Below are 21,446 nucleotides of genomic sequence, written 5' to 3'. Positions count from 1 at the left end.
TGGGTGTGGGGCGATACGTGCGGCTCACCGCTACGGGCAGCCCGCCGCCCCTGCTCCCCGGTCCTGCTCCCCGCGCACCCGCCGCCCCGCCAGCAGCGGATAGGCCGCTCCCGAGACCAGGATCGGCAGGATCCAGGAGAGGTCGGCGCCGCCCAGCCGGCCGCTCAGCCAGCTGTGCAGGAGGGGCGAGTTGATGGTGAGCAGACCGGTGGCCATCCCGCAGGCGAGCGCGGTCAGGCCCTGGACGTTGACCCCGCCGGTACCCCAGTAGCGGCTGCTGCGGTCGCTGGTGTGGATGTCGTGGTGGTCGTAGTGCCAGCGGCGCAGAACGCCGTCCACGATCCAGACGGCGGCGAACGGGCCGGCCCAGACGTTGACCAGCGAGAGGAACTCGTTCAGCGCGGTCTCGAAGTCGTACACGAAGAGGATCAGCAGCACCGCGGCCAGCGCCAGGGTGGCGTCCAGGGCCGTGGCGAGCCAGCGCTTGAGCGGGATGCCGATGGCCTGGATGGCCAGGCCCGACGAGTAGAAGACCGAGGCGTTGTTGGAGATCGAGCCGAGGAAGCAGGCCGCGATGTAGAGGACGTACAGCCAGCCGGGCACCAGCGGCCGGACGCCCGCCACCGGGTCGGTGAGGTCCGTACGGGTCGCGACCAGGACCCCCGCGATGCCCAGGTAGACGGCCATTCCGGCGCCGCCGCCCAGCACCCGGGGGAAGACCTTGCGGACCGGGGTGTCCGAGGGGAGGTAGCGGGCGTAGTCCGGCGAGACCACCAGGTAGGAGAGCGATCCGGAGGCGATCAGGGCGGCGGCGGAGACGATCAGCGCGAGCCAGTTGCCGCCGCCTCCCGCGTGGTGCGGCGGGTGCCAGTTCCAGTCCACCCCGCCGATGGTGAAGCAGAGCAGCAGCGCGAAGACCACGGCCACCACGACCGCGAAGTACGGCTGTACCTTGACGAGGAGCCGGTGTCCGGTGACCGCGATGACGATGGCCACCCCGAGGACGAGCAGCGTCGCCAGGACCTTGCCCGGGGCGCCTGAGTGGTGCCAGCCGAGCCGGTCGAAGAGGGCGAGTACGGCGAAGACCCCGAGGAGGCCGTTGACCGTCTTGAAGCCCAGCGACATGGCCCAGGTGAACAGCGCATTGACGCGGTTGCCGAACACGCCGAACGGCGCCCGGCTCAGGGTGAGCGCGGGCAGTCCGGCGCGCGGCCCGGCGATCGAGCTGTACGCGACGAGGGCGAACAGGGCGTTGCCCACCACCACGGCGACCAGGGCCTGGACGAGGGAGAGGCCGAGGGCGACGGCGCCCGCGCCGAGCACGAAGAAGAACTGGTAGGAGTTGATCCCGGCCCAGAAGAAGCCCAGTTGGCGCGGGGTCATGTACCGCTCGGACTCCGGGATGAAGTCGTAGCCGTGCTGTTCGACCGCGCCCGCTGCGAGGCCGCCGGTGCGTTCTGCCGTGCCGGTCCCCGGCCGGTCCGGCTGTGCGGTGGTGCTCATCGGTGGTGCTCCTTCACGGTGGCGGCCGCCGTGGCGGGCGGGCGCGGGGTGCCGTAATCGGTGAACAGCCCGGGTTCAGTGGGCGGCGGCCGGCGGGTGACCGGCCGGTCAGGACTGCGCGCGCGGTGTGGACCGGCAGTCAGGGCCGGCAGTCGGAGCGGGCCGGTCAGGGCTGAGCGGACCAGACCCGGCGGGCGCCGATCCAGGTCTCGTCGACGCCGGCCGTGGCGAGCCGGGCGAGGTCGTCGGTCCGGTACGGGTCGGCTGCCGTGACGACGAAGTCGGCGAAGGCTCCGGGGCGCAGGCTGCCGACCTCGTGCTCGCGGTGCAGCGCCCGCGCCCCGCCGAGGGTATGCGCCCGGATGCCGTCGGCGACGGCGAGCCGCATCTCCGGGGTGCCGAGCCGGGTGCCGAGCACGGTCTCCCGGCTCGCGGCGGCGGCCACCGCCTCGAACGGGCGGGGCGGCGCGACGGGCGCGTCCGAGCTGAAGGCGAACTCCGTGCCCGCGGCCTGGAGCAGACCCGCCGGGTTGTAGCGGTGACCCATCTCACCGATCGCGGTGAGCGTGCCGTCGCCGGTACGGAGGTGGTGCTGCGGCTGGAGCACGGCGTGCACGCCCAGCTCCCGCATGCGGATGATCTCGTCGTCGGTGGGCAGCCCGCAGTGTTCGACGCGGTGCCGGGGGTCGGTGCGGGGCGTGTCGGCGAGCGCCTTCTCGACGGCGTCCAGGACCATGCCGATCGCGTACGGGGACTGTGCGTGGGTCGCGGTCTGGAAGCCGGCCCGGTGGGCGCGCAGCACCAGGTCCGCGTATTCGGCGGGGTCGTGGTAGAGCTGCCCGTGGTTGCAGCAGTCGGCCGCGTACCCCTCGGGGAAGTACGCCGTCCAGCCGCCCAGGGTGCCGTCCGCGTAGAGCTTGACGCCCTGGATCCGCAGCTGGTCGTCGCCGAGCGCGCTGCTCAGCCCGAGGTCGAGTGCGGTGTCGAGGAGCGCCGACGTCAGATAGACGGAGGTGCGCATCCGCAGGTCACCGGCGTCCCGGGCGCGCAGGTACGTGGAGAGCTCGCGGCGGGACGCCTGGGCGTCGCCGATGGTGGTGACCCCGGCGGCGAGGAAGGTCTGCTGGGCGCGGAGCAGATGGCCGCGCATGATGTCGGCGGGGTCGTCCAGGTGGAAGTTGGGCCCGTGGTTGGTGATCTTCACACCGTCCGGGCCCGTCAGCAGATCGCAGGCGCCGTCCCACAGCTCGCCGTTGGGCTCGCCCGATGCCGTGCGGCCGATGCGGCCGCCGAGCGGGTCGGGGGTTCCGGCGGTGATGCCGTACTTGTGCAGGGTGTAGGTGTTCACGACGCCGCCGTGGCCCGACGCGTTCATCACGTAGACCTCGCGGTCGGTGGCGACCCGGTCGAGGTCCTGGCAGGTGGGGTGGCGGCCCTCGGCCAGCCTGCGGTGCTCGTAACCGAAGCCGCGCAGCGGGGCGTCCGCGCGGAGCCCTTCCGCGTGGCCGCGGAGCGCGGCGACCAGCGAGTCGATGTCCGTGACGGTCTCGGGCCGTACGTCGGCCCAGGCGAGGTTCTGTCCGTACATCACCGGGTGGCAGTGCGCGTCGACGAAGCCGGGCATCAGCTGCCGTCCGCCGAGGTCCAGCCGCTCGTCCACGCGGCCGTCCAGTGCGGCCCGGCACTCCTCGGCGGTGCCCGCGTGCACGATGCGCTCACCGCGCACCGCGAGGGCCTCGGCGCGGCCCGCCGGGGTGAGGGTGTGGACGGTGCCGCCGGTGACGAGAAGGGTGCGGTCCGGGTGTGCTGCGGGCGTGGTGGCCATGTGGGTGCTCCGGTTGGACGGGGAGGGGCGTGCGCTCCCGGTGGGCGGGCGCCGGGGCCGGCGTCCTGCGTCTGCGTCCTGCGTCTGCGTCTGCGTCTGCGTCTGCGTCTGCGTCTGCGGGACGGTCGGCGCCGGGCGGCTCGGCGCCACGGGAAGCGGATCGATGCCCGAGACATACACGTACGAGCGATCCGCTGACTGCGACAGTACGACGCGAGCGAAATATTCGCCAGAGGGGAAGGTGGTGAACTTTTCGCTTGCGGTGGGGAGCGGGTGCGAGCGAAGCGCGTGCGGCCAGGGAGGGGCGCGCGGGAAACGGCGGCACAGGCCCGGCCCCGGCGCTCGGGCCTGAGCCGGGCACTCGGGTGCGGCCGGGTGCGTAGTGGTACGGCGGGATGCGTAGTGGTCGGGCCGGGTGCGTAGTGGTACGGCGGGGCGCCACCGGCGAGGCGGGGTAAGTGTTGGTGAGGTGGGGCACGTACCGATGAGGCGGGGCGGCGTCAGCCCGTCAGGGAGTCGTAGCGTTCCTTGACCAGTTCCAGATGGAGCCAGCTCTCCAGCCCGTGTACGCCGTCCAGGGCGCGCAGCCTCTCCAGCGAGGCCAGCACATCGGCGAGGGTCTCGCCGCCCACCGTGCCGATGACGTCCGCCCGGCCCACACACGCCGCGGCGAACTGCACCTGCTCGGTGGCCAGCAGACCGCCCACGCCTGCCGTGCCGTGACCGTCTCCGGCACGGCGCAGCGAGAAGCCCGCGAGGTGGCCCATGCCGAGGGTCCCCGGGCGGACCAGGGCGGCGACCCGGAAGACACCGGCGTCCAGCAGCCGCAGCGAGCGGGCCCGCGCGGCCGCGGCCGACATGGCGATGCGGTCGGCCAACTCGGCGTAGGACATGCGCCCGTCGGTCTGGAGCGCCCGCAGGATCGCGTGGTCCGTCTCGTCGAGACTCACCGCACCGGGCGAAGTCACCGGAAGATAGGGGTCCTTGAGCACACGGGTGTACGGGGTCGTGTCGACGCCCCGCACCCCGGGCAGCCGTGCCACGTCCGCGACCAGCCTGCTCAGCGCGTCGAAGTCGGAGGTACGCAGCTCCGCGACGACTGGGCGCCGGCCCGCGGTGAGCGTCACGAAGACCGCTTCGGAGAGCCCGGCCACGGTCCGCGCCACGGGCTCGGCGGGGCCGACGACATCGACGGCCACATGGGCGCTGACCGTGCGGCCGAGCACCGCGGGATGGATGACACCGACGATCCGCAGGACCCCGTCCTCGGTCAGTCGCAGCGCCCGTGCGCGGGCGGCGGCGCGGGACAGGCCGACGCGGGCGGCGAGCGTCTCGTAGGACGTGCGGCCGTCCTCCTGGAGGAGGTGGACGAGCGCGAGGTCGGTGGCGTCGAGGTTCATCGGACAGCCAGTCTGCCACGCGCACCGGACCCGCCGTCCGTACTCCGAGGACACCCCGAAGTGGTCACGGGGGCGGGCACTTCCTGGGAGGCCCGGCCGTTGTCACTCCGTAAAGAGTGATCAAAATGGTCACGTGGTGAACGAGGAGACGGCTGATGGCCCTGTGGGACCGCTTGAAGGACTCTGCGAAGACGATGCAGACGCAGCTCGACGCGAAGAAGAACGACCTCAAGAGCGGCGGATTCCGGGATGCCAGCATGGCCATGTGCGCGCTGGTCGCCGCGGCCGACGGCTCGATCGACCCCGTGGAGCGGCAGCGCGTCGCCGCGCTGATCACCACCAATGAGGTTCTGCAGAACTTCACGGCGGACGATCTGCAGACGCGTTTCAACGACTACTGCCAGAAGCTCACCGCCGACTTCGACTTCGGCAAGGTCAGCATTCTGCAGACCATCGGCAAGGTCAGCAAGAAGCCCACCGAGGCGCGCGCCGTCATCCAGATCGGCATCGTGATCGGCGGCGCCGACGGGGACTTCGACAAGTCCGAGCAGGCCGTGGTCCGCGAGGCGTGCTTCGCGCTGGGCATCGCCCCGACCGAGTTCGACCTGTAGGAGCGTCCCCCGCCGCTGCCACTGTGGGCGGGCTGTGCCCCGCCGCTGCCACCGTGGGCGCGGGCTGTGCCACACGTTCCGCAGGCCGGTCCCCGCGCAGCGCCGCCGCTCTTCACCGCGGTGCTGTGCGGGGACAGTACACGGGGACGGTATGTCGGGGGCGGCGTGCAGGGACAGTACACGGGGACGGTGTGTCGGGGGCGGCATACGGGGACAGTGCGCGGGGGCGGTGTGTCGGGGGTGGGCGTGCGGGGCGGTCCGGGCCGGGGTCTACCCGGGCGCCAGCCGCCAGAGCGGCGGAGTGTGCCGGGCCGGGGAGGCGCTGAGGTCATGGCGGAGTTCTGTCAGCTCCGCCGGGGTCAGGGCCAGTTCCTCCGCGATACGCCGGGTGGTGACATAGGCGATCCCCGCTGCCGCCGTGCGCCGCTCCCACGCGGTGAAGCGCTCGGCCAGGGGCCGGAGTTCGCCGGACGCGGCCCCGTCGCCCCGGCAGTCCTGCGTGCCCCGGCGACCCTGGGCACCCCGTAAGTCCTGGGCCTCGTGGGCGTCTTCGGCGTCCCGGGCGCCCCGTGAGTCCTGGCCGCCATGGCCGCCCCGGGCTTCCCCGGCGTCGCGGGCGTCCTCGGCCCCCCGGTCGCCCCGGACCTCGGCGTCGCGGGCATCCTCGTACAGCCGGGCCGCGCGTGCCCGTTCCCGGGCGATCTCCGAGAAGCCGCAGACCCGTTCACTCGCCCGCTCCGCCTCCGCGAGAGTCGCGCTTCCCGCCAACTCCCTTGCCAGCGGGTTTAGTTCCAGAGCCCGCTCCAGAGTGAGCCGGTAGACGCACGGGCTGGCATCGCCGAGCGTGACGGGCTGCGGGGCGTCCCGGGTCCCGCAGACTCCGCGTATCCCCCGCGCCGCCGCGACCAGCAGCGCGCCCGCCTCCGACGGATGCCAGTCGAAGACCGCCTGCACGGACAGCGTGTCCGCAGGGGTCAGGGTGTGCAGCGGGTCGCCGAGCAGGGGCAGCAGAGCGGCCTCGGGCACCTCGGAGTCGAGCCCCGGGCCCGCGACATGCACCGCGGTGGAGATGCCGGTGTGCGCGCAGGCAGCGAGGACCAGTGCGTCACCGAGCGGGCTGCGCAGCGTGGGCTCCGTACCGTTGGCCAGGATGTCGCCACCGACGTCGACCACATCGACCTGCCCGGCGCCGCAGTGGGCGGCGGCCTCCTGGATCTGCCGCGCGAGCCCCAGCGCCCCTTCGTACGGGTCGAGCAGCCCCAGCGCGGGCCGCAGATCGCCCGCGAGCCGCGGCAGGAGCGAACCGGCGGGCGGGCGGGGGGCGGAGCCCGGGGTCACCAGGCGCAGGACAGGCCCGGCCGGGACGGTTCCGGTGAAGTCGGACGGCCTGCGCGGACCCGGCACCGGGTCCACGACCAGCCGCTCCCAGGCATACGTCAGCACGAGGGCGGGCTCGTCCGGCCCGTGCAGAGCGGCGTGCACCATCGCCGTCGCGATGGCGTCCCCGCCACCGCCGGCCGCTATGAGTAGTCGCTTCATGGACGACATGGTGAGCACAGACCGGCCGGAGTTTCAGCCCAACTCCCCTTCCCGCAGGGGACGCAGACGCCTCATTCGCAGAGGCGGGATATTTCGCCAAGTCACCGAAGCGCCAAAATCGGGCAAAGAGGGGGCCAAATAGTTCGGGGCTTCGTCCCATGCGCTCCGTGACGCTCAGTCGATCATGCTGTCACTGGGCGCGACTGACCAAGGGATCCGATCGACTCCGGAAGGAAGCACCACGGAAGTGACATCCTCTTTACCGGTCCACATCTCCCGTTCCGTTCGCGATGAACCGACTCCCGATGAACCGACCACGCCGTACAAGCAGTACGTGTACGCCTACCCGCACCAGAAGGCCTACCGGCTCGGGACGGAGCGCCCGCTCCTCACCGATCTGTGGGCCGGGGAGCGGCTCGACTCCCTCTCCCTCTACGTCCACATCCCGTTCTGCGAGATGCGCTGCGGCTTCTGCAACCTCTTCACCCGCACCGGCGCGCCCGAGGAGGTCACCCGCGACTTCCTGACCACCCTGGAGCGGCAGGCCCGCGTCACCCGGGAGGCCCTGGAGGCCAACGGCACACCGGAGTTCACCCTCGCGGCGTTCGGCGGCGGCACCCCGACGTACCTCACCGCCGGCGAACTGGTCCGGCTCTGCGACATCTGCGAGAACGTGATGGGAGCGGACCTCAGGGCCGTACCGTGGTCCGTCGAGACCTCCCCCGCCACCGCCACCGCCGACCGGATAGCGGTCCTCCGGGAGCGCGGCGCCACCCGGCTGAGCATCGGGGTGCAGAGCTTCGTCGACGAGGAGGCGCGGGCAGCCGTACGGCCGCAGAAGCGGACGGAGGTGGAGGCGGCGCTGGGCCGGCTGAAGGAGGCCGCCTTCCCCATCCTCAACATCGACCTGATCTACGGTATCGACGGCCAGACCGAGCAGAGCTTCACGGTGTCGCTGGACGCCGCGCTCGGCTGGGAGCCCGAGGAGATCTACCTCTACCCGCTGTACGTGCGCCCGCTGACCGGGCTCATGGCCCGCCACGACAAGAGCGGCGAACTCTGGGACGAGCAGCGGCTGCGGCTCTACCGCTACGGCCGGGAGTACCTGCTCGCGGCCGGCTACCGGCAGACGTCCATGCGGGTCTTCAGCCGTATCGGCACCGCCGCTGTGGACGGCGCCGACGACAGCAGCATCAGCGAGTACAACCAGCAGGCCGGGATGGTCGGACTGGGCGTCGGCGCAAGGTCGTTCACCACCGATCTGCACTACACGACCGACTACGCGGTGGCCGTGCCGGAGGTCAGGCGCATCATCGACGACTACATCGCGACGCCCACCGACACGTTCCGGCGCGCGCAGTGGTCGTTCCGTATGGACGACGACGAGCGCCGCCGCATGCTCATCCTGCATCTGCTGCTTGAGGCCGACGGAATGAACGTCGAGCGCTACCGGCGGCAGTTCGGCACCCTTCCGCAGGACGACTTCCCCGCCCAGTTCGCGCTGGTCACCGGGCGGGGCTGGGTCGTCGACGACGGCGGAGTGCTGCGGCTGACCCCGGAGGGGATGGCCTGGGCGGACGCGATCGGCCCGCTGTTCTTCTCCCCCAGGGTGAACGACGCCATGGCGTCCTACCAGGACCGCTGACCGGCATCCGGCATGTCCCTCCGTACGGCTACGCCTCCTCGCCCGCTCCCGTCCGGGCGGCGCGGGAGGCGTGGCCTTCTCCGCCCCGCGTACCGGAGGTCCGGACCGGGGCGGAGACCAGGACCAGCCCGCCCAGCAGGAGCACCGCGCCCGCCACCGCGGACGGGCTCGGCCGCTCCCCGAGCAGCGCGATGCCCAGTACGGTCGCGACCAGGGGTTCCGCCAGGCTGAGGGTGCCGGCGGTGGCGCCGCTGATCCGGACCACGCCCCTGGTGAACAGCAGATAGCCCAGCGCGGTCGTGGCCAGGGCCAGCCAGCCGACCAGGACCAGCGCACGCGGTTCGGCGAGCCCGTCCGGGCGGGCGAGGATCCAGGGCGAGACCAGGATTCCGGCACACAGCACACTCGCGGGGGCGGCGGCCGTGGTGTCGGCGCCCCGGTCGCCGAGCCGTTTGGTCGCCGAGATGTAGACACCGAAGCTGGCCCCGGCGACCAGCCCGAGCAGGATCCCCGCGCCGTGGGCCGGCCCGCCGTCCGGCGGCAGGAGGAGCAGCGCGATACCGCCGATGGCGCAGACCGTTCCGCAGGTCCAGCGCCCGCTGAGCCGTTCGCCGTTCAGGACCCGCCCGCACACGCCCGTCACGACCGGGACCGTCCCGAAGGTGACGGCGGTCGCGAGGGCGGCGCCGCTGCGGTCCACCGCCTCCAGGAAGCACGCCTGGAAGGCCGCCGTGACCAGGACGCTCACCAGCATCCACCACCGGGCCGACCGTTGCCACAGGGTACGGATCCCCGCCCACCGCGCGGTGAACAGCCCCAGGACGAGGCCCCCGACGAGCATCCGGCACGCGCCGATCGCCACCGGCGACGCAGTGCTCCCGGCCAGGATCTCGGCGGGGCCGACCGTGCCCCAGAGGAAGGCGGCGGCCAGTACCGGCGGCACTCCGCCGTCGCGCACGGCATGTCCGAGCTTGCCCGCTGTGCTTGTCACGCACTCTCATTCCGCAGAGCCGGGCAGGATCCGTGGCACAGCACACCTCGGCGGCACACCCGACGATTCCTGGGCTCGACGCTAGAGGGTTCCCGGGCTCAGGCCCCATAGGGAGAACCCACCAACTCGGCCCCCGGCGGGCGCGCTCTTTCCGGCCTTTCGCACGATCGCGCGGCCCGCCCCGGGGCGGGCCGGACCGCTACGACACGATGTCCTTGCGGGCGAACCCCCGGAAGGCCAGCGCGAAGAGGACCAGCGCATACGCCACGGAGACGGCCGCGCCCCTGACCATGCCGCCCCATTCGATCTGCGGCTGGAGCGCGTCCGCCCAGGCGAACTGCCAGTGCGCGGGCAGGAAGTCGCGCCAGGAGCCGAGTGCGGTCACCGCGTCCAGGACGTTTCCGACGATGGTCAGGCCGACCGCGCCGCCGACCGCCCCCAGCGGCGCGTCCGTCCTGGTCGAGAGCCAGAACGCCAGCCCAGCCGTGACCAGTTGGGAGACGAAGATGAAGGCCACCACGAGCGCCAGCCGCCCCACCGTGTCCCCCGCGGCGAGCGAGCCCCCGGTGGGCAGCTCCAGCGGCCCCCAGCCGTACGCGACCGTGCCCACCGCGAGGGCCACCAGCGGCAGCACCACCATCGCGGCCAGACTGAAGACCAGCGCCACCGTGAGTTTGCTCCACAGCAGCCGGGCACGCGGCACGGGCGCGGCGAGCAGATACCGCAGCGAGGACCAGCCGGCCTCCGATGCCACCGTGTCGCCGCAGAACAGCGCGACCGGCACCACCAGCAGGAAGCCGGCCGAGACGAACAGGCAGGTCGCCGAGAAGTTGGCGCCCGACGAGGTCGCGGTGTCGAGGAGCGTCGGCCCGTTCCGGCCGCTGCCGCTCGGCGTACCGCCGACGGCGAACGCCGCGACCAGGATGAACGGCAGGGCGACGAGCACCGCGCCCATCGCCAGGGTGCGCCGGCGCCTGATCTGCCGTTCCGCCTCGACCCGCAGCGGCAGCGTGTGCCGTGCCCGGTATCCGGGTGCGGTGGCCGGTGCGGGGCCGGAGCGGGCGGGGCCCGGGAGAGCGGGGCCCGAAGGTGCGGTCGTGCTCATGCCGGTTGGCCTCCGATCAGGGTGAGGAACGCGTCCTCCAGGCGGCGGTGCGCCCCCACACCGGTCAACGGCACCTCCAGGCGCAGCAGTTCGGCGATGAGGGCGGCCGGGGTGGCGCCGTCGAGCCGGACGAGCAGCCCGTCGTCGGTCCGTACGGCGGAGCCGATGCCGGGCAGCGCCGCCACCTTCTCGGCCAGGGCCTCGGTGATCTCCTCGGCGGCGGTGACGAGGAGGGTGTCCCCGCTGCCGGTGATCTCGGCGACCGGTCCGGCCTGGACGAGCTGTCCGTGGTCCATGACGACCAGATGGGTGCAGGACTGTTCGACCTCGGCCAGCAGATGGCTGGAGACGATCACGGTCCGGCCCTCGGCCGCGTAGCGGATCATCACGTCCCGCATCTCGCGGATCTGCGGCGGGTCGAGCCCGTTCGTCGGCTCGTCCAGGATCAGCAGGTCGGGCAGGCCCAGCATGGCCTGGGCGATGGCGAGCCGCTGCCGCATGCCCTGTGAGTACGTACGGACCGCGCGGTCCAGAGCGTCGCCGAGGCCGGCGATCTCCAGCGCCTCGGCGGCATGTGCGTCCTCGGTGGGGCGGCCGGTGGCCTGCCAGTACAGATCGAGGTTGGCCCGCCCGGAGAGATGCGGCAGGAACCCGGCGCCCTCCACGAAAGCGCCGACCCGCGAGAGGATGGGCGCACCCGGCCTGATCACATGGCCGAAGACCCGGATCTCGCCGCCGTCCGGTGTGATGAGCCCCATCAGCATCCGCAGCGTGGTGGTCTTGCCCGCGCCGTTGGGTCCGAGCAGGCCGAGGACCTGGCCCTTCCCGACCTCGAAGGAGAGGTCGCGGACCGCGTACCGCTCGGTGGACCTGGCGTACTTCTTGGTCAGTCCGGTGATCCGCAGCGGCAGCTGCGCCAGCGCGGGGTCGGGCGCGGGCACCGCCCGGCGCCGCGGGACGAGCAGGGCGACCGCGATCAGCGCGCCCAGCGCGGGAAGTCCCCACACCCACCAGGGGAATCCGGCGCCCGCCGTGCGCAGCGCGGGCACCGTGGGGACGGTCAGCGGTCCGTCGAGCGAGACGGAGTACGTGGCGGGGGATGCCGGGGACGCGTAGCCGAGGTCGGTCGACGCGAGGACCAGCCGCAGCCGGTGTCCGGCCTCGACCTTGTGGTCGACGGCGGGCAGGGTCAGCTCGACGGTGCGGCCCGCCTTCGCGCCGGTGATACGGACCGGGGAGACGAGCTGGTGGGGCAGTACCTGCTGCTTGCCGCTGGGCGGCACGTCGTACACCTTGGCGAAGAGCACGGCGTCCGGCGCGGACGACTTGACCCGGATTCTGGCCTTCGGTGCGCCGGTGACGGTGAGCGCGGCGGGCAGCGGCGCCGAGTCGAAGTGCGCGTACTGGCCGGGGAAGTCCAGTGAGACTCCCACCCCGAGCCCGGAGAGCTGGGAAAGCGCGGCGACGCCCGGCAGCGCGGAGATCGCGGGCGGGGCGCCGCCCGCCGGATTCTGCACGGTCTGCTCACGGCCGGTGAGCGCGAGCGGATGCCCGCCGCTCTCCAGACCGGGGTAGCTTCCGCTGCTCGCGCCCCTCAACTGCGCGGCTCCATCGGTCGAGTCGACCCCGCCGGTCCGGGTGACCCGGAAGGCGGGTCCGGTGCCGGCGCCCTTGTCGCCCTTGAGGTAGCGGTCGAACCAGGAGGCGATCCGCCCGTTGATCCGCTTGCCCTCCTCGTCGCCGCCGTCGTGTCCGCCGGCGATCCAGTCGACCGACACGGGTGCGCCGTTGGCCCTGATCCGGTGTGCCGCCTCGTCCGCCTGGCCCAGCGGGAAGAGGGAGTCGGTCTGGCCCTGGACCAGCAGTGAGGGCACCTTGATCCGGCCGCCCACCGCGGACGGGCTCCGCTCCTCCAGCTCCTTGCGGGCTGCGGCGTCAGGCTTCCCGTTCTCGGCGACCCGCTCGTACATCGCGCAGAGCTGCTTCTCGAAGCGGGCGCAGCCGCCGCCGGAGTTGATGAAGATCCCGGCCCAGAGCTTCTTGAAGACGCCGCCGGGAAAGAGCGCGTCGGCCAGGTTCCAGTAGGTGATCTGCGGGGCGATGGCGTCGACCCGGTGGTCGTACCCGGCGGCGAGCAGCGAGATCGCACCGCCGTACGAGGCCCCGGTGACACCGACGCGCGGGTCGCCGGGCTTGTCCAGCTGGACCTCGGGACGGGTCGCGAGCCAGTCGATCAGCCGTGACACGTCCTTGACCTCGTGGGCCGGGTCGTTGAGCCCGATGGCCCCGGTCGACTTCCCGAAGCCGCGCGCCGACCAGGTCAGCACCGCGTACCCCTCCCGCGCCAACTGCTGCGCCTGCCCCCGCACATCGTCCTTACTGCCCCCGAACCCGTGCCCGAGCAGCACGGCGGGGCGCCGCCCGGACCCGCCGGACGTGAAGTACGACGTGTCGATACGCACTCCCCCGGCACCACCGACCGCCATCACCCGGTCCTCACGGTGCACGGCCGCGGACCCGCCGGACGCGACGGCCGTCCACGTACCGCCCCCGACGAGGACGGCGAACACGACAGCCGCGCAGACGAGGACCCGGCCGCGGGGTTTGGGTAGCTTCATGACTGAACCCTAAGTGCCCGCTCGGACAACCCGGCGGGCCACGGGGTGGAACTGCGCCGGGTACGTACGGAGTAGCCGGGGCGGGGGGCGTACCACGCCGGGAGTAGGTGGGGCGGGGGCGTTACGGGATCGCGCCGGGTTCGCCCCCGCGGTCCCCCGGCGACAGCAGAAACGCCGGCGCCCCCGAGGTGAGCGGGGCCGTCGCGCGGCACCAGGCAAGTACCCGGGTTGCCGACATGCCGGGTACCAGCGCGGCCAGTGCGGCGATGCGCTTGCGTAGCCCGTGCTCGTCCGTGACCCCGTCGAGGGCCCAGTCGGCCGCGTCGAAGTCCGGGTCGCCGAGCGTCGGGCGGGGGTCGATGGCGATGAGTCCGCCGCCGGGGCCGACCAGTACGTTCGACTGGTGCAGATCGCCGTGCACCAGGCCGTCGGTCGGGCCGGCAGCGGCGAGGGCGAGCGCGGCGGCGCGGCCGCGTGCCAGCACCTCGGGGGTGTGGGCGCATCGCCGGGCCGCGTGGTCGTACAGGAAGGTGATCCGGGCGCTGAGCGGGGGCAGGGCCGGTGCGGAGGCGCGCGGTGAGCGCAGGTCCAACAGGAGTTTCGCGATGTCGGCGGTGGCCCAGCCGCTCTCCCGCACACGGGTGCCGGGCTCCACCCCGGCCAGCAGCAGCGCCCCGGTACGGAGGTCGCTGTCGAGCAGCCGGACCACGGACGGGGTCGCGGACCAGGCGCGCAGGGCTGCGGCCTCCTCGGTGGCGACGACCGGATCGGGTGTGAGCTTCAGCCACACCGTGGCGTCGGGCGCGCCCCCTTCCCCGCGCCGCAGGCAGCGGTACACACAGGAGGTGCCACCGCCGCCCGGCTCACCCACGTCGAGACCCCAGCAGCGGGCGAGGCCGTCCACGAGGGTGGGGAGCGCGTCGTACCAGGTGCCGACGGCGGGGCCGAAACGCGCGATCAGCCGGGCCCGGTTGCCGGGGCCCCGCGCTGTTGCCGTCGTCGCCATGTCGTACACCTGCCGTCGGTTGCCCGCTGGTCCCGCGGCGCTGTGCGTTGCTCGCCTGTCCGATCGTGCTGTCCGTCGCGCCAACGTACCCGGGGTGACAAGCCGCCCACACTCCTATTTTCAGCGGTCTAAGCTCCACCCGTCGGAAGCGAAGACCAGGGGTGGGGCATGAGGACGAGCACGCAAGTGAGCAGAACCGCGCTGTGCGCGGCGGTGTTCGCGACGGTCATGGGGGCGGTCGGCTGCTCCGGCCACGCAGCAGGGGAGACAGCTGAGAAGGCAGCCCGGAAGACATCTGCGGGGGCAGCCAAGCATGCGGCTGTACCGTCGGCCGCCCTTCAGCGGGCGACGGACAGTACAAAGAAGTACGGCTCGGCCGAGGTACACATGACCACATCGTTCGCCGCCGGTTCGTCGGTAGTTGGACCGTCCTCCACGAATGAACCGGTGACGAAGGAAGGGACGTACTCCTGGGGTGACGGCCTCACCTTCGACGGCCGGACGGACGCGAAGTCCGTCGGACTGGATGGCCTGGCGTCTGGCAGGAACGTCAACATGCTGCTGGTACAGAACGTGTACTACTACAGCGTGATTCCGCAGGCGAGCGGCCGGTTGAAGGGCAAGCACTGGGTACGGATCGATCTGCCGTCCGTCATCGGTGAATCCAATGCGGACGCAATGACCGGTGGCAGTGACGATCCCACGCAGGGGATCGAGTCCCTGAAGTACACCAGGGATGCCAGGAGAGTTGGCAAGGAGACCGTGCTCGGCAGGGCAGCGACCCACTACCACGCCACACTGTCCAAGGATGATCTGGGGGCGGCGGGACCCGCGCTCGGGCCCGAGAGCAGGAAGCGGTTGCTCCAGCAGTTCCCCGGCTCGGTGGACTCGATCAGCTTCGACATCTGGATCGACGGCCATGACAAGCCGGTCCGCATGAAGGAGGACCTCGACTCCATGAAGGTGGTGGTCGACTACAAGAAGTTCGGTCCCGCGAAGCCGGTGCGGACGCCGTCGTCCTCGGACATCGCGGACCTGAGCTCCCTGTTCCGTCAGATGCAGACGCCCCGACCGCGCCGGTCGGACACCTCGGGCTCGGGACAGGCCGCAGGCTGATCCGCCGGACAGGGTGCGCGCCAGGCCCAGCACGGGCAGGGCCTGGCGCGCGCCGGTCGGGTCTCAGCGCCGTCCGTAGGTTCAACCGTCCGTACGCGACCTTCGGCGCCGCAGTCCGACAGCGGTGCCGCCCGCTGCCACCACCAGGCCCGCCCCGATACCGGTCGACAGCGCCGCCGATGACGAGGCGTCCGCTGCTGCGTCGCGGGTCGCGAGGTCGGAGCGGGTCGCGGAGCCGGTCGTGCTCGTGAGCGTCGTGGAGTGCGGACGCGACGGGTGAGCGGGGATGGGGCGTACCGACCGGACCGAGCCGTCCGTGTTGAGCAGGACCTGCTTGTTGTTGGGGTGCCGGAAGTCGAAGGCCGATGTCAGCGAACCGGCGCGGGCGTCGAACGAGGCGTCGCCGATGCGGCCCGTGTGCCAGTTGTCCTCGATGAACCGGGTGACCGAAGCCTGTTCGGTGCGGGTGTGGTCGACCGAATTGACCTTGCTGTACGGGGAGATGACGAGCAGCGGCTGCCGGGTGCCGGGGCCGCAGCGGTCGGCGTAGCCGCCTGCCGGGCGGGGACCCGCCTGGCAGGCGGGGCTGTCGGTGGGCTTCCCGTTGGAACCGGTCGTGGTGTCCTTCGAGCCGTTCCGCGGTGTGGCGTACGCGTGGTCGTACCAGCCGTCCGAGTCGTCGTAGGCGACGACGACAGCGGTGTCCTTCCACTCCGGGGAGTTCTGCAGCTGGTTGATCCGGCCGACGATGAAGTGCTGTTCGTCCAACGGGTCCGAGTATCCGGCGTGGCCGTCCTGGAACTCCGGCGCCTTCAGGAAGCTCACCGCGGGCAGCCGGCCGGCCTTCAGGGCGGCGTCGAAGTCCGTCAGGTCGTAGTTGTGGTTGGCGCGCCCGCTGTGGCCGATCTCGCCGACGTTCTCCGGGGCCAGGTGGTGCGGGTTGGATGTGGACCGGTAGTACTGGAACGGCTCATGGTGCGGGCTGTAGTCGACGGACGCGGCGCCGCCGGTGTTGGTGTGGGTGCTGCCCGAGCACGTCGCGTACGCGCCCTGCTCGCCGTTCCAGGCGGTGCTGGGCCGGAATCCGCCCTGGAACCAGCCCCAGCTGACGTTCTTCTTGTTCAGCAGGTCACCGATGTTGCCGCCGTGCATCACGGCGAGGGCGTTCTTGCTGGTGTGGTCGCTGTTCGAGCAGTCGTCGTACGCGGGGTCGGGGTCGTTGGTGACCGTGCCGACGCCCTTGGCGTCGGGTGAGACGACCGTGTACGCGTCCGGCTTCGCCGTCTGCTTCGGGTGCTCGGTGCCGGACGCCGGGTCGGCGGAGGTCACTCCGTGCGTCTGGCCGGAGATCAGGTTGAGCGCGCCGGGTGTGGAGGGGCCGTAGGTGGAGCTGTACGCGTTGTCGCCGAGGGAGTAGTGCTGGGCGTAGTTCCACAGTCCGGTGACCGTGTTGCCGTCGTAGTAGTCCATGACCAGGCCGGGTTCGCCGAAGAGGTTCCCCGAGCACTTTCCGGAGTCGGTGTTCTGGACGTACTGGTCGTCCCTGCCGCCGTTGGCCGCGTACTGCTCGGGCCCGTAGTTGTGGTTCTGGTCGCAGGTCAGCGCCTGTGAAGCGGAGAGCCTGCGGGGCGTGTACTGGTTCGGGTTCTTCTTCAGCAGCCCCGCGTTGCTCAGGGTGTTGACGGTCTTCGGGGTGTGCCGGTCCGCCGTGAACTTCGTACCGTCGGTGTTGGCCGCCTTCGGGTACGTGCCGAAGTAGTGGTCGAAGGAGACGTTCTCCTGGAAGATCACCACCAGGTGCTTCACCGGCGTTGCGGTGGGGATGGGGTGGCCGCCGCCGTGGTGACCCTGGCCGTGCGGGTTCGCGGACGCGGGGGCCGGACCCCCGAGCACGGCGAGCGCCGCGGCCCCGGCGCAGGCGCCCCACCGAATCGCCCGCCGTCCGGGCCTCGCCGTTCTCCCTGTGCTGACCATGGTCTCCCCGCCTCCACTGTCCGCTGCCGGCTGTCGGCTTCCGCCTGCCTGGCGTGTCGCTTACGCGGAGATGGTGCGCGGCCGCGACGACCGGACGGCTGCGCTGCCGTGTCGCGGGGGTGAACAGCCCGTATGGGATCCCCCTGTGCGCCGCTCGGTGGTGCGTCACGGCTGATCCGGGTCGTCGGCCGGTCCCGGTTCACGGCCGCGTCCGTGTTTGGCGTCCCGCCGACCACGGAAACGGCCCCGCCGCCCCCTGGTGCAGGGAGAGGTGGGGCCGCTGTGCGGAGTTGGGGAGTTCCGCTGCGGGAACTCCGGATACGAGCGCCCGTCGGAGAAGCCGATTGAGGCGGCGGCCCGGCGCCATGCGCCGGAGGTCATCCGTATGACGGGTCATTACGCGCAATGCCGCCAAGCCCTGAGGACGAGCGTCACGGAAACTCCTCAATTCACCGACAGTGCCTGTCGGATTACGGAGCCCCGGCGTGTGCGGGCGGCTGTGGAATGCGTACTACGGAATCCGTATCCATACCGCGGTATCAGCCCTGCGGCATCAGTACAGCACCCAGAGCGAGATGCGCCCCTTGTTGTCGACACAGGTGGCGTCCTGGTACTGCTGCTTCGCGCGGGGGATGTCCGCCTGGCACGCGGCCATATTGGGGTACATCTCCGGGCCGCCGGCGATGTCGTGCCAGCTGGCGGCGGAGGCGGAACCAGCGGTCAGAGGAATCGCGACCGTGGCGGCAACGACGGCAAGACCGTAGGTCATTCGCTTACGCCATGACTTCATGCATATCTCCTCGTGTAAAAAGGGCCGGACCGCGCCGGGCCGCATGGGGTACCGGCCGCGTCAGATCAACTTCTGCCCGGAGAAACCCCGGACACACCTCAGTTCAACACACCGGAACCACGCGTCCCAAAGCCACCAGGACCCTTGTTACAAGCCCCCGACAAAGCCGACCAGTCAGACCCTGGCAGGCACAGTCAGACATAGTCAGACACTGCGAAATCCGACTTGACGGCCCTTCACGACTTCGGAGAAAAAGTCGTCATGGTGTGAGCGCGACGAATCTCCGGTTCAGGTCTCACCGGGCGAGGAGCGCCCGGCCCAGCCAGTCCGTGCGGTCGCGTACTCCGGGCAGCGCGAAGAAATAGCCCCCGCCGAACGGCTTGATGTAGTCCACCAGCGGCTCACCCGCGAGCCGCTTCTGCACCGTCTCGAACTGCCGGGCCAGGTCCTGCTGGTAGCAGCAGAAGAGCAGCCCCATGTCGAGATTGCCGTTGGAGTCCATGCCCCGGTCGTAGTTGTACGCCCGGCGCAGCAGCCGCTGCCCCTCGGTCTTCGGGGTACGCGGATTCGCCATCCGGATATGGCTGTCCAGCGGGATCACATCGCCCTTGGGGTCCTGCGCGTACCGCGGGGAGTCGGACTCGTGGTTCCCGTCGAGCGGGGCGCCGGTGTCGCGGACGCGGCCGAACATCCGCTCCTGCTCGGTCAGCGAGACCCGGTCCCAGAACTCCACCAGCATCCGGATCAGCCGCACCACCTGGTAGCTGCCGCCCGCCGTCCAGCCGGGCTCGGCGCCCGCGCCCACCCAGACCAGCCGGTCCATCGCCGACGCGTCCCGGGCGTCGGGGTTGGCCGTACCGTCCTTGAAGCCCAGCAGGTTACGGGGTGTTCCGCTGGGCCGGGCCGGGCTGCTGAAGCCGTCCATCCGCCAGCGCACCTGCATGGCGCCCCGGGTGTGCCGGGCGATGTCCCGCAGCGCGTGCAGCACCACGTCCGGGCTCTCCGCGCTGAGCTGCACGCTGAGGTCGCCGTGGCACTCGGCCTGGTCGAGGTCGTCGTCCGGGAAGGACGGCATGGCGGTGAGCCGCAGCGGCTTGCGGCCGTGGAGCCCGAAGCGGCCGTCGAAGAGAGAGGCACCGACCCCGGCCGTGACGGTCAGTCCGCCCGCCGGGACCTGCGGTCCGAGTACACCGGAGTCGCTGGGCGGGGCAGTGATCCCGAGCGGCGGCGGAGTCCCTCCCGTGGTCAGGAACCGGGCCCGGTCGGTGAGGGTGCGCAGCAGTTCGGCCAGCTCCCGGCGGCCGTCGGCGGTGACGTCGAAGGCCGCGAACACGGTGGTGCGCTGGGGTGCCCCCAGGACCCCCGCCTGGTGGGGCCCGTGGAAGTCCGTACGGGATGCGGGGGCCGGGCCGGACTCGTGACCGGTGGGGGCGGCGGGGCGGTCCGCGCCCACCAGGGCGGCCCCGGCCGCCACGGTGCCCATGCCCAGCGCCGCGCTCCGCAGGAATCCGCGTCTGCGCACCTCGTCCGCGCCGCGCACGGCCTTCGCGCCGTGCGTGCCGTCCCCGCCGATACCGCTCCCGCCCGTACCGGTCCCACCCATACCGTTCCCTCCGCCGCACCCGTGCTGAGCCCTGCCGCGGCTCCCCGTCCCGGGGCTGCCGTGGGCATACCGCCGCATGGTGTCGTCACCCCGTGCTGTCCCGCAAGGCGCCCCGGCCCTTGGGCGTACGGGGGGGTGTCGGTGCGGTGTGGGTGCGGTGTCGGTGGGGCCGGACCGGAACGGGCCACCGGGACCGGCGGCCCGAACAGGCCGTCCGGACTCAGTGGTTGCTCGGGAAGCCCAGGTCGACCCCGGCCGGAGCGTCCGCCGGGTCGGGCCAGCGGGTGGTGACGACCTTGCCGCGGGTGTAGAAGTGCACCCCGTCGTTGCCGTAGATGTGGTGGTCGCCGAAGAGCGAGTCCTTCCAGCCGCCGAAGGAGTGGTAGCCGACCGGCACCGGGATCGGCACGTTGACGCCGACCATGCCGGCCTCGACCTCCAGCTGGAAGCGGCGGGCCGCGCCACCGTCCCGGGTGAAGATCGCGGTGCCGTTGCCGAACGGCGAGGCGTTCATCAGTGCCACGCCCTCCTCGTACGTGCCGACCCGCAGCACGCACAGGACCGGGCCGAAGATCTCGTCCTTGTACGCGTCCGACTCGGTGGAGACCCGGTCGAGCAGCGAGAGGCCGATCCAGTGGCCGTCCTCATGGCCCTCGACGGTGAACCCGGTGCCGTCCAGGACGACTTCGGCGCCCTGCGCCGCGGCGCCCGTGACGTACGAGGCCACCTTGTCGCGGTGGGCCCTGGTGATCAGCGGGCCCATCTCGGACGACGGGTCGTTGCCGGGGCCGATGGTGATCTTCTCGGCGCGCTCGCGGATCTTCTCGACCAGTTCGTCGCCGACGGAGCCGACGGCGACGACAGCGGAGATCGCCATGCAGCGCTCGCCCGCGGAGCCGTAAGCGGCGGAGACCGCGGCGTCGGCCGCGGCGTCCAGGTCGGCGTCGGGCAGCACCAGCATGTGGTTCTTGGCACCGCCGAGCGCCTGGACGCGCTTGCCGTGCGCGGTGGCGGTGGCGTGGATGTGGCGGGCGATCGGGGTGGAGCCCACGAAGGAGACGGCGGCGACATCCGGGTGGCTCAGCAGGGCCTCCACCGCGACCCTGTCGCCGTGCAGCACATTCAGCACACCGTCCGGCAGACCGGCCTCGGTGGCCAGCTCGGCCAGCAGGTTGGCGGCCGACGGGTCCTTCTCGCTGGGCTTCAGTACGAAGGTGTTGCCGCAGGCGACGGCCAGCGGGAACATCCACATCGGCACCATGGCCGGGAAGTTGAAGGGCGTGATGCCCGCGACGACACCGATCGACTGCCGGATCGACGAAACGTCGACCCGGCTGGAGACCTGGGTGGACAGCTCGCCCTTGAGCTGGGTGGTGATCCCGCAGGCCAGCTCCACGATCTCCAGACCGCGGGCGACCTCACCGAGCGCGTCGGAGTGCACCTTGCCGTGCTCGGCGGTGATCAGCGCGGCGATCTCGTCACGGTGGGCGTCGAGGAGCGCGCGGTAGCGGAAGAGGACCGTGGTGCGCGCGGAGAGCGAGGAGGTCCCCCAGGTCGCGTACGCGGCCTTCGCCGAGGCGACCGCCGCGTCCACCTCTTCGGCCGACGCCAGCGCGACCTGGGTGGTGACGGCGCCGGTCGCCGGGTCGGTGACCGGGCCCCAGTTGCCCGATGTGCCGTCGACGGCCTTGCCACCGATCCAGTGGTTGACGGTCTTCAT

Annotated in this window: 15 protein-coding genes; 3 read left to right on the top strand and 12 right to left on the bottom strand. The window is 71.8% G+C overall.

Annotated features, from left to right (window positions below):
• Positions 1-30: 30 nt before the first annotated feature.
• The 3 genes from ACWGKJ_RS29125 to ACWGKJ_RS29115 all read right to left on the bottom strand — a co-directional run bounded on the left by ACWGKJ_RS29125 (position 31) and on the right by ACWGKJ_RS29115 (position 4,728).
• Positions 31-1,503 (bottom strand): purine-cytosine permease family protein, encoded by a 1,473-nt coding sequence (locus tag ACWGKJ_RS29125; RefSeq protein ID WP_385019711.1) that lies wholly within the window; start codon positions 1,501-1,503, stop codon positions 31-33.
• 166 nt (positions 1,504-1,669) lie between these two features.
• Positions 1,670-3,328 (bottom strand): amidohydrolase, encoded by a 1,659-nt coding sequence (locus tag ACWGKJ_RS29120; protein WP_385019709.1) that lies wholly within the window; start codon positions 3,326-3,328, stop codon positions 1,670-1,672.
• A gap of 500 nt (positions 3,329-3,828) precedes the next feature.
• Positions 3,829-4,728 carry an Lrp/AsnC family transcriptional regulator gene (locus ACWGKJ_RS29115; protein WP_385019707.1) on the bottom strand — a complete coding sequence of 300 codons (900 nt, stop codon included), beginning with the start codon at positions 4,726-4,728 and terminating at the stop codon, positions 3,829-3,831.
• Between the two features lie 155 nt (positions 4,729-4,883).
• Between ACWGKJ_RS29115 and ACWGKJ_RS29110 the strand changes: the two genes are divergently transcribed.
• On the top strand, positions 4,884-5,339 hold the full coding sequence (locus tag ACWGKJ_RS29110; RefSeq protein WP_385019705.1) for a tellurite resistance TerB family protein: 456 nt from the start codon (positions 4,884-4,886) through the stop codon (positions 5,337-5,339).
• A gap of 270 nt (positions 5,340-5,609) precedes the next feature.
• On the opposite strand, the gene ACWGKJ_RS29105 is transcribed toward ACWGKJ_RS29110, so the two are convergent.
• Positions 5,610-6,878, bottom strand: a complete 1,269-nt coding sequence (locus ACWGKJ_RS29105; RefSeq protein WP_385019703.1) for a DUF1152 domain-containing protein — start codon at positions 6,876-6,878, stop codon at positions 5,610-5,612.
• Positions 6,879-7,125: 247 nt separating this feature from the next.
• On the opposite strand from ACWGKJ_RS29105, the gene ACWGKJ_RS29100 reads away from it, so the two are divergent.
• Positions 7,126-8,523: an STM4012 family radical SAM protein gene (locus ACWGKJ_RS29100; protein WP_385019701.1), complete on the top strand. Its 1,398-nt coding sequence runs from the start codon at positions 7,126-7,128 to the stop codon at positions 8,521-8,523.
• A gap of 28 nt (positions 8,524-8,551) precedes the next feature.
• Here the strand turns inward: ACWGKJ_RS29100 and ACWGKJ_RS29095 are convergent, their stop codons facing one another.
• The 4 genes from ACWGKJ_RS29095 to ACWGKJ_RS29080 all read right to left on the bottom strand — a co-directional run bounded on the left by ACWGKJ_RS29095 (position 8,552) and on the right by ACWGKJ_RS29080 (position 14,243).
• Positions 8,552-9,514: a DMT family transporter gene (locus ACWGKJ_RS29095; RefSeq protein ID WP_385019699.1), complete on the bottom strand. Its 963-nt coding sequence runs from the start codon at positions 9,512-9,514 to the stop codon at positions 8,552-8,554.
• 199 nt (positions 9,515-9,713) lie between these two features.
• Positions 9,714-10,619 (bottom strand): ABC transporter permease, encoded by a 906-nt coding sequence (locus ACWGKJ_RS29090; RefSeq protein ID WP_385019697.1) that lies wholly within the window; start codon positions 10,617-10,619, stop codon positions 9,714-9,716.
• Positions 10,616-13,237 carry an alpha/beta fold hydrolase gene (locus ACWGKJ_RS29085; RefSeq protein ID WP_385019695.1) on the bottom strand — a complete coding sequence of 874 codons (2,622 nt, stop codon included), beginning with the start codon at positions 13,235-13,237 and terminating at the stop codon, positions 10,616-10,618. Before ACWGKJ_RS29085 ends, ACWGKJ_RS29090 begins: the two co-directional genes overlap by 4 nt.
• Before the next feature lie 121 nt (positions 13,238-13,358).
• Complete coding sequence (locus ACWGKJ_RS29080) at positions 13,359-14,243, bottom strand: aminoglycoside phosphotransferase family protein (RefSeq protein WP_385019694.1); 885 nt, start codon at positions 14,241-14,243, stop codon at positions 13,359-13,361.
• 447 nt (positions 14,244-14,690) lie between these two features.
• Here ACWGKJ_RS29080 and ACWGKJ_RS29075 point away from each other — a divergent pair, with 447 nt between their 5' ends.
• The gene (locus tag ACWGKJ_RS29075) at positions 14,691-15,359 is read left to right on the top strand and encodes a hypothetical protein (protein ID WP_453315857.1); all 669 of its coding nucleotides are present in this window, start codon (positions 14,691-14,693) and stop codon (positions 15,357-15,359) included.
• A gap of 81 nt (positions 15,360-15,440) precedes the next feature.
• Here ACWGKJ_RS29075 and ACWGKJ_RS29070 read toward each other — a convergent pair whose 3' ends face one another.
• The 4 genes from ACWGKJ_RS29070 to ACWGKJ_RS29055 form a co-directional block, all read right to left on the bottom strand.
• Positions 15,441-17,333 (bottom strand): phospholipase C, encoded by a 1,893-nt coding sequence (locus ACWGKJ_RS29070; protein WP_385019690.1) that lies wholly within the window; start codon positions 17,331-17,333, stop codon positions 15,441-15,443.
• 553 nt (positions 17,334-17,886) lie between these two features.
• Complete coding sequence (locus ACWGKJ_RS29065) at positions 17,887-18,123, bottom strand: hypothetical protein (RefSeq protein WP_385019688.1); 237 nt, start codon at positions 18,121-18,123, stop codon at positions 17,887-17,889.
• Between the two features lie 295 nt (positions 18,124-18,418).
• The gene (gene efeB, locus ACWGKJ_RS29060; protein ID WP_385019686.1) at positions 18,419-19,726 is read right to left on the bottom strand and encodes an iron uptake transporter deferrochelatase/peroxidase subunit; all 1,308 of its coding nucleotides are present in this window, start codon (positions 19,724-19,726) and stop codon (positions 18,419-18,421) included.
• A 220-nt stretch (positions 19,727-19,946) separates the two neighbouring features.
• On the bottom strand, positions 19,947-21,446 hold the full coding sequence (locus tag ACWGKJ_RS29055) for a CoA-acylating methylmalonate-semialdehyde dehydrogenase (RefSeq protein WP_385019684.1): 1,500 nt from the start codon (positions 21,444-21,446) through the stop codon (positions 19,947-19,949).

It is taken from the genome of Streptomyces sp. NPDC054757 (genome assembly GCF_053612185.1).
This window is presented reverse-complemented; position numbering and strand designations above follow the sequence as displayed.

What these genes read in the sequence shown, in the direction of transcription:
- efeB (WP_385019686.1), bottom strand. Translation starts at nt 19,726, where the DNA reads ATGGGTGGGACCGGTACGGGCGGGAGCGGTATCGGCGGGGACGGCACG.
- ACWGKJ_RS29055 (WP_385019684.1), bottom strand. Translation starts at nt 21,446, where the DNA reads ATGAAGACCGTCAACCACTGGATCGGTGGCAAGGCCGTCGACGGCACA.
- ACWGKJ_RS29120 (WP_385019709.1), bottom strand. Translation starts at nt 3,328, where the DNA reads ATGGCCACCACGCCCGCAGCACACCCGGACCGCACCCTTCTCGTCACC.
- ACWGKJ_RS29065 (WP_385019688.1), bottom strand. Translation starts at nt 18,123, where the DNA reads ATGAAGTCATGGCGTAAGCGAATGACCTACGGTCTTGCCGTCGTTGCC.
- ACWGKJ_RS29080 (WP_385019694.1), bottom strand. Translation starts at nt 14,243, where the DNA reads ATGGCGACGACGGCAACAGCGCGGGGCCCCGGCAACCGGGCCCGGCTG.
- ACWGKJ_RS29105 (WP_385019703.1), bottom strand. Translation starts at nt 6,878, where the DNA reads ATGAAGCGACTACTCATAGCGGCCGGCGGTGGCGGGGACGCCATCGCG.
- ACWGKJ_RS29070 (WP_385019690.1), bottom strand. Translation starts at nt 17,333, where the DNA reads ATGGTCAGCACAGGGAGAACGGCGAGGCCCGGACGGCGGGCGATTCGG.
- ACWGKJ_RS29125 (WP_385019711.1), bottom strand. Translation starts at nt 1,503, where the DNA reads ATGAGCACCACCGCACAGCCGGACCGGCCGGGGACCGGCACGGCAGAA.
- ACWGKJ_RS29110 (WP_385019705.1), top strand. Translation starts at nt 4,884, where the DNA reads ATGGCCCTGTGGGACCGCTTGAAGGACTCTGCGAAGACGATGCAGACG.
- ACWGKJ_RS29115 (WP_385019707.1), bottom strand. Translation starts at nt 4,728, where the DNA reads ATGAACCTCGACGCCACCGACCTCGCGCTCGTCCACCTCCTCCAGGAG.
- ACWGKJ_RS29090 (WP_385019697.1), bottom strand. Translation starts at nt 10,619, where the DNA reads ATGAGCACGACCGCACCTTCGGGCCCCGCTCTCCCGGGCCCCGCCCGC.
- ACWGKJ_RS29085 (WP_385019695.1), bottom strand. Translation starts at nt 13,237, where the DNA reads ATGAAGCTACCCAAACCCCGCGGCCGGGTCCTCGTCTGCGCGGCTGTC.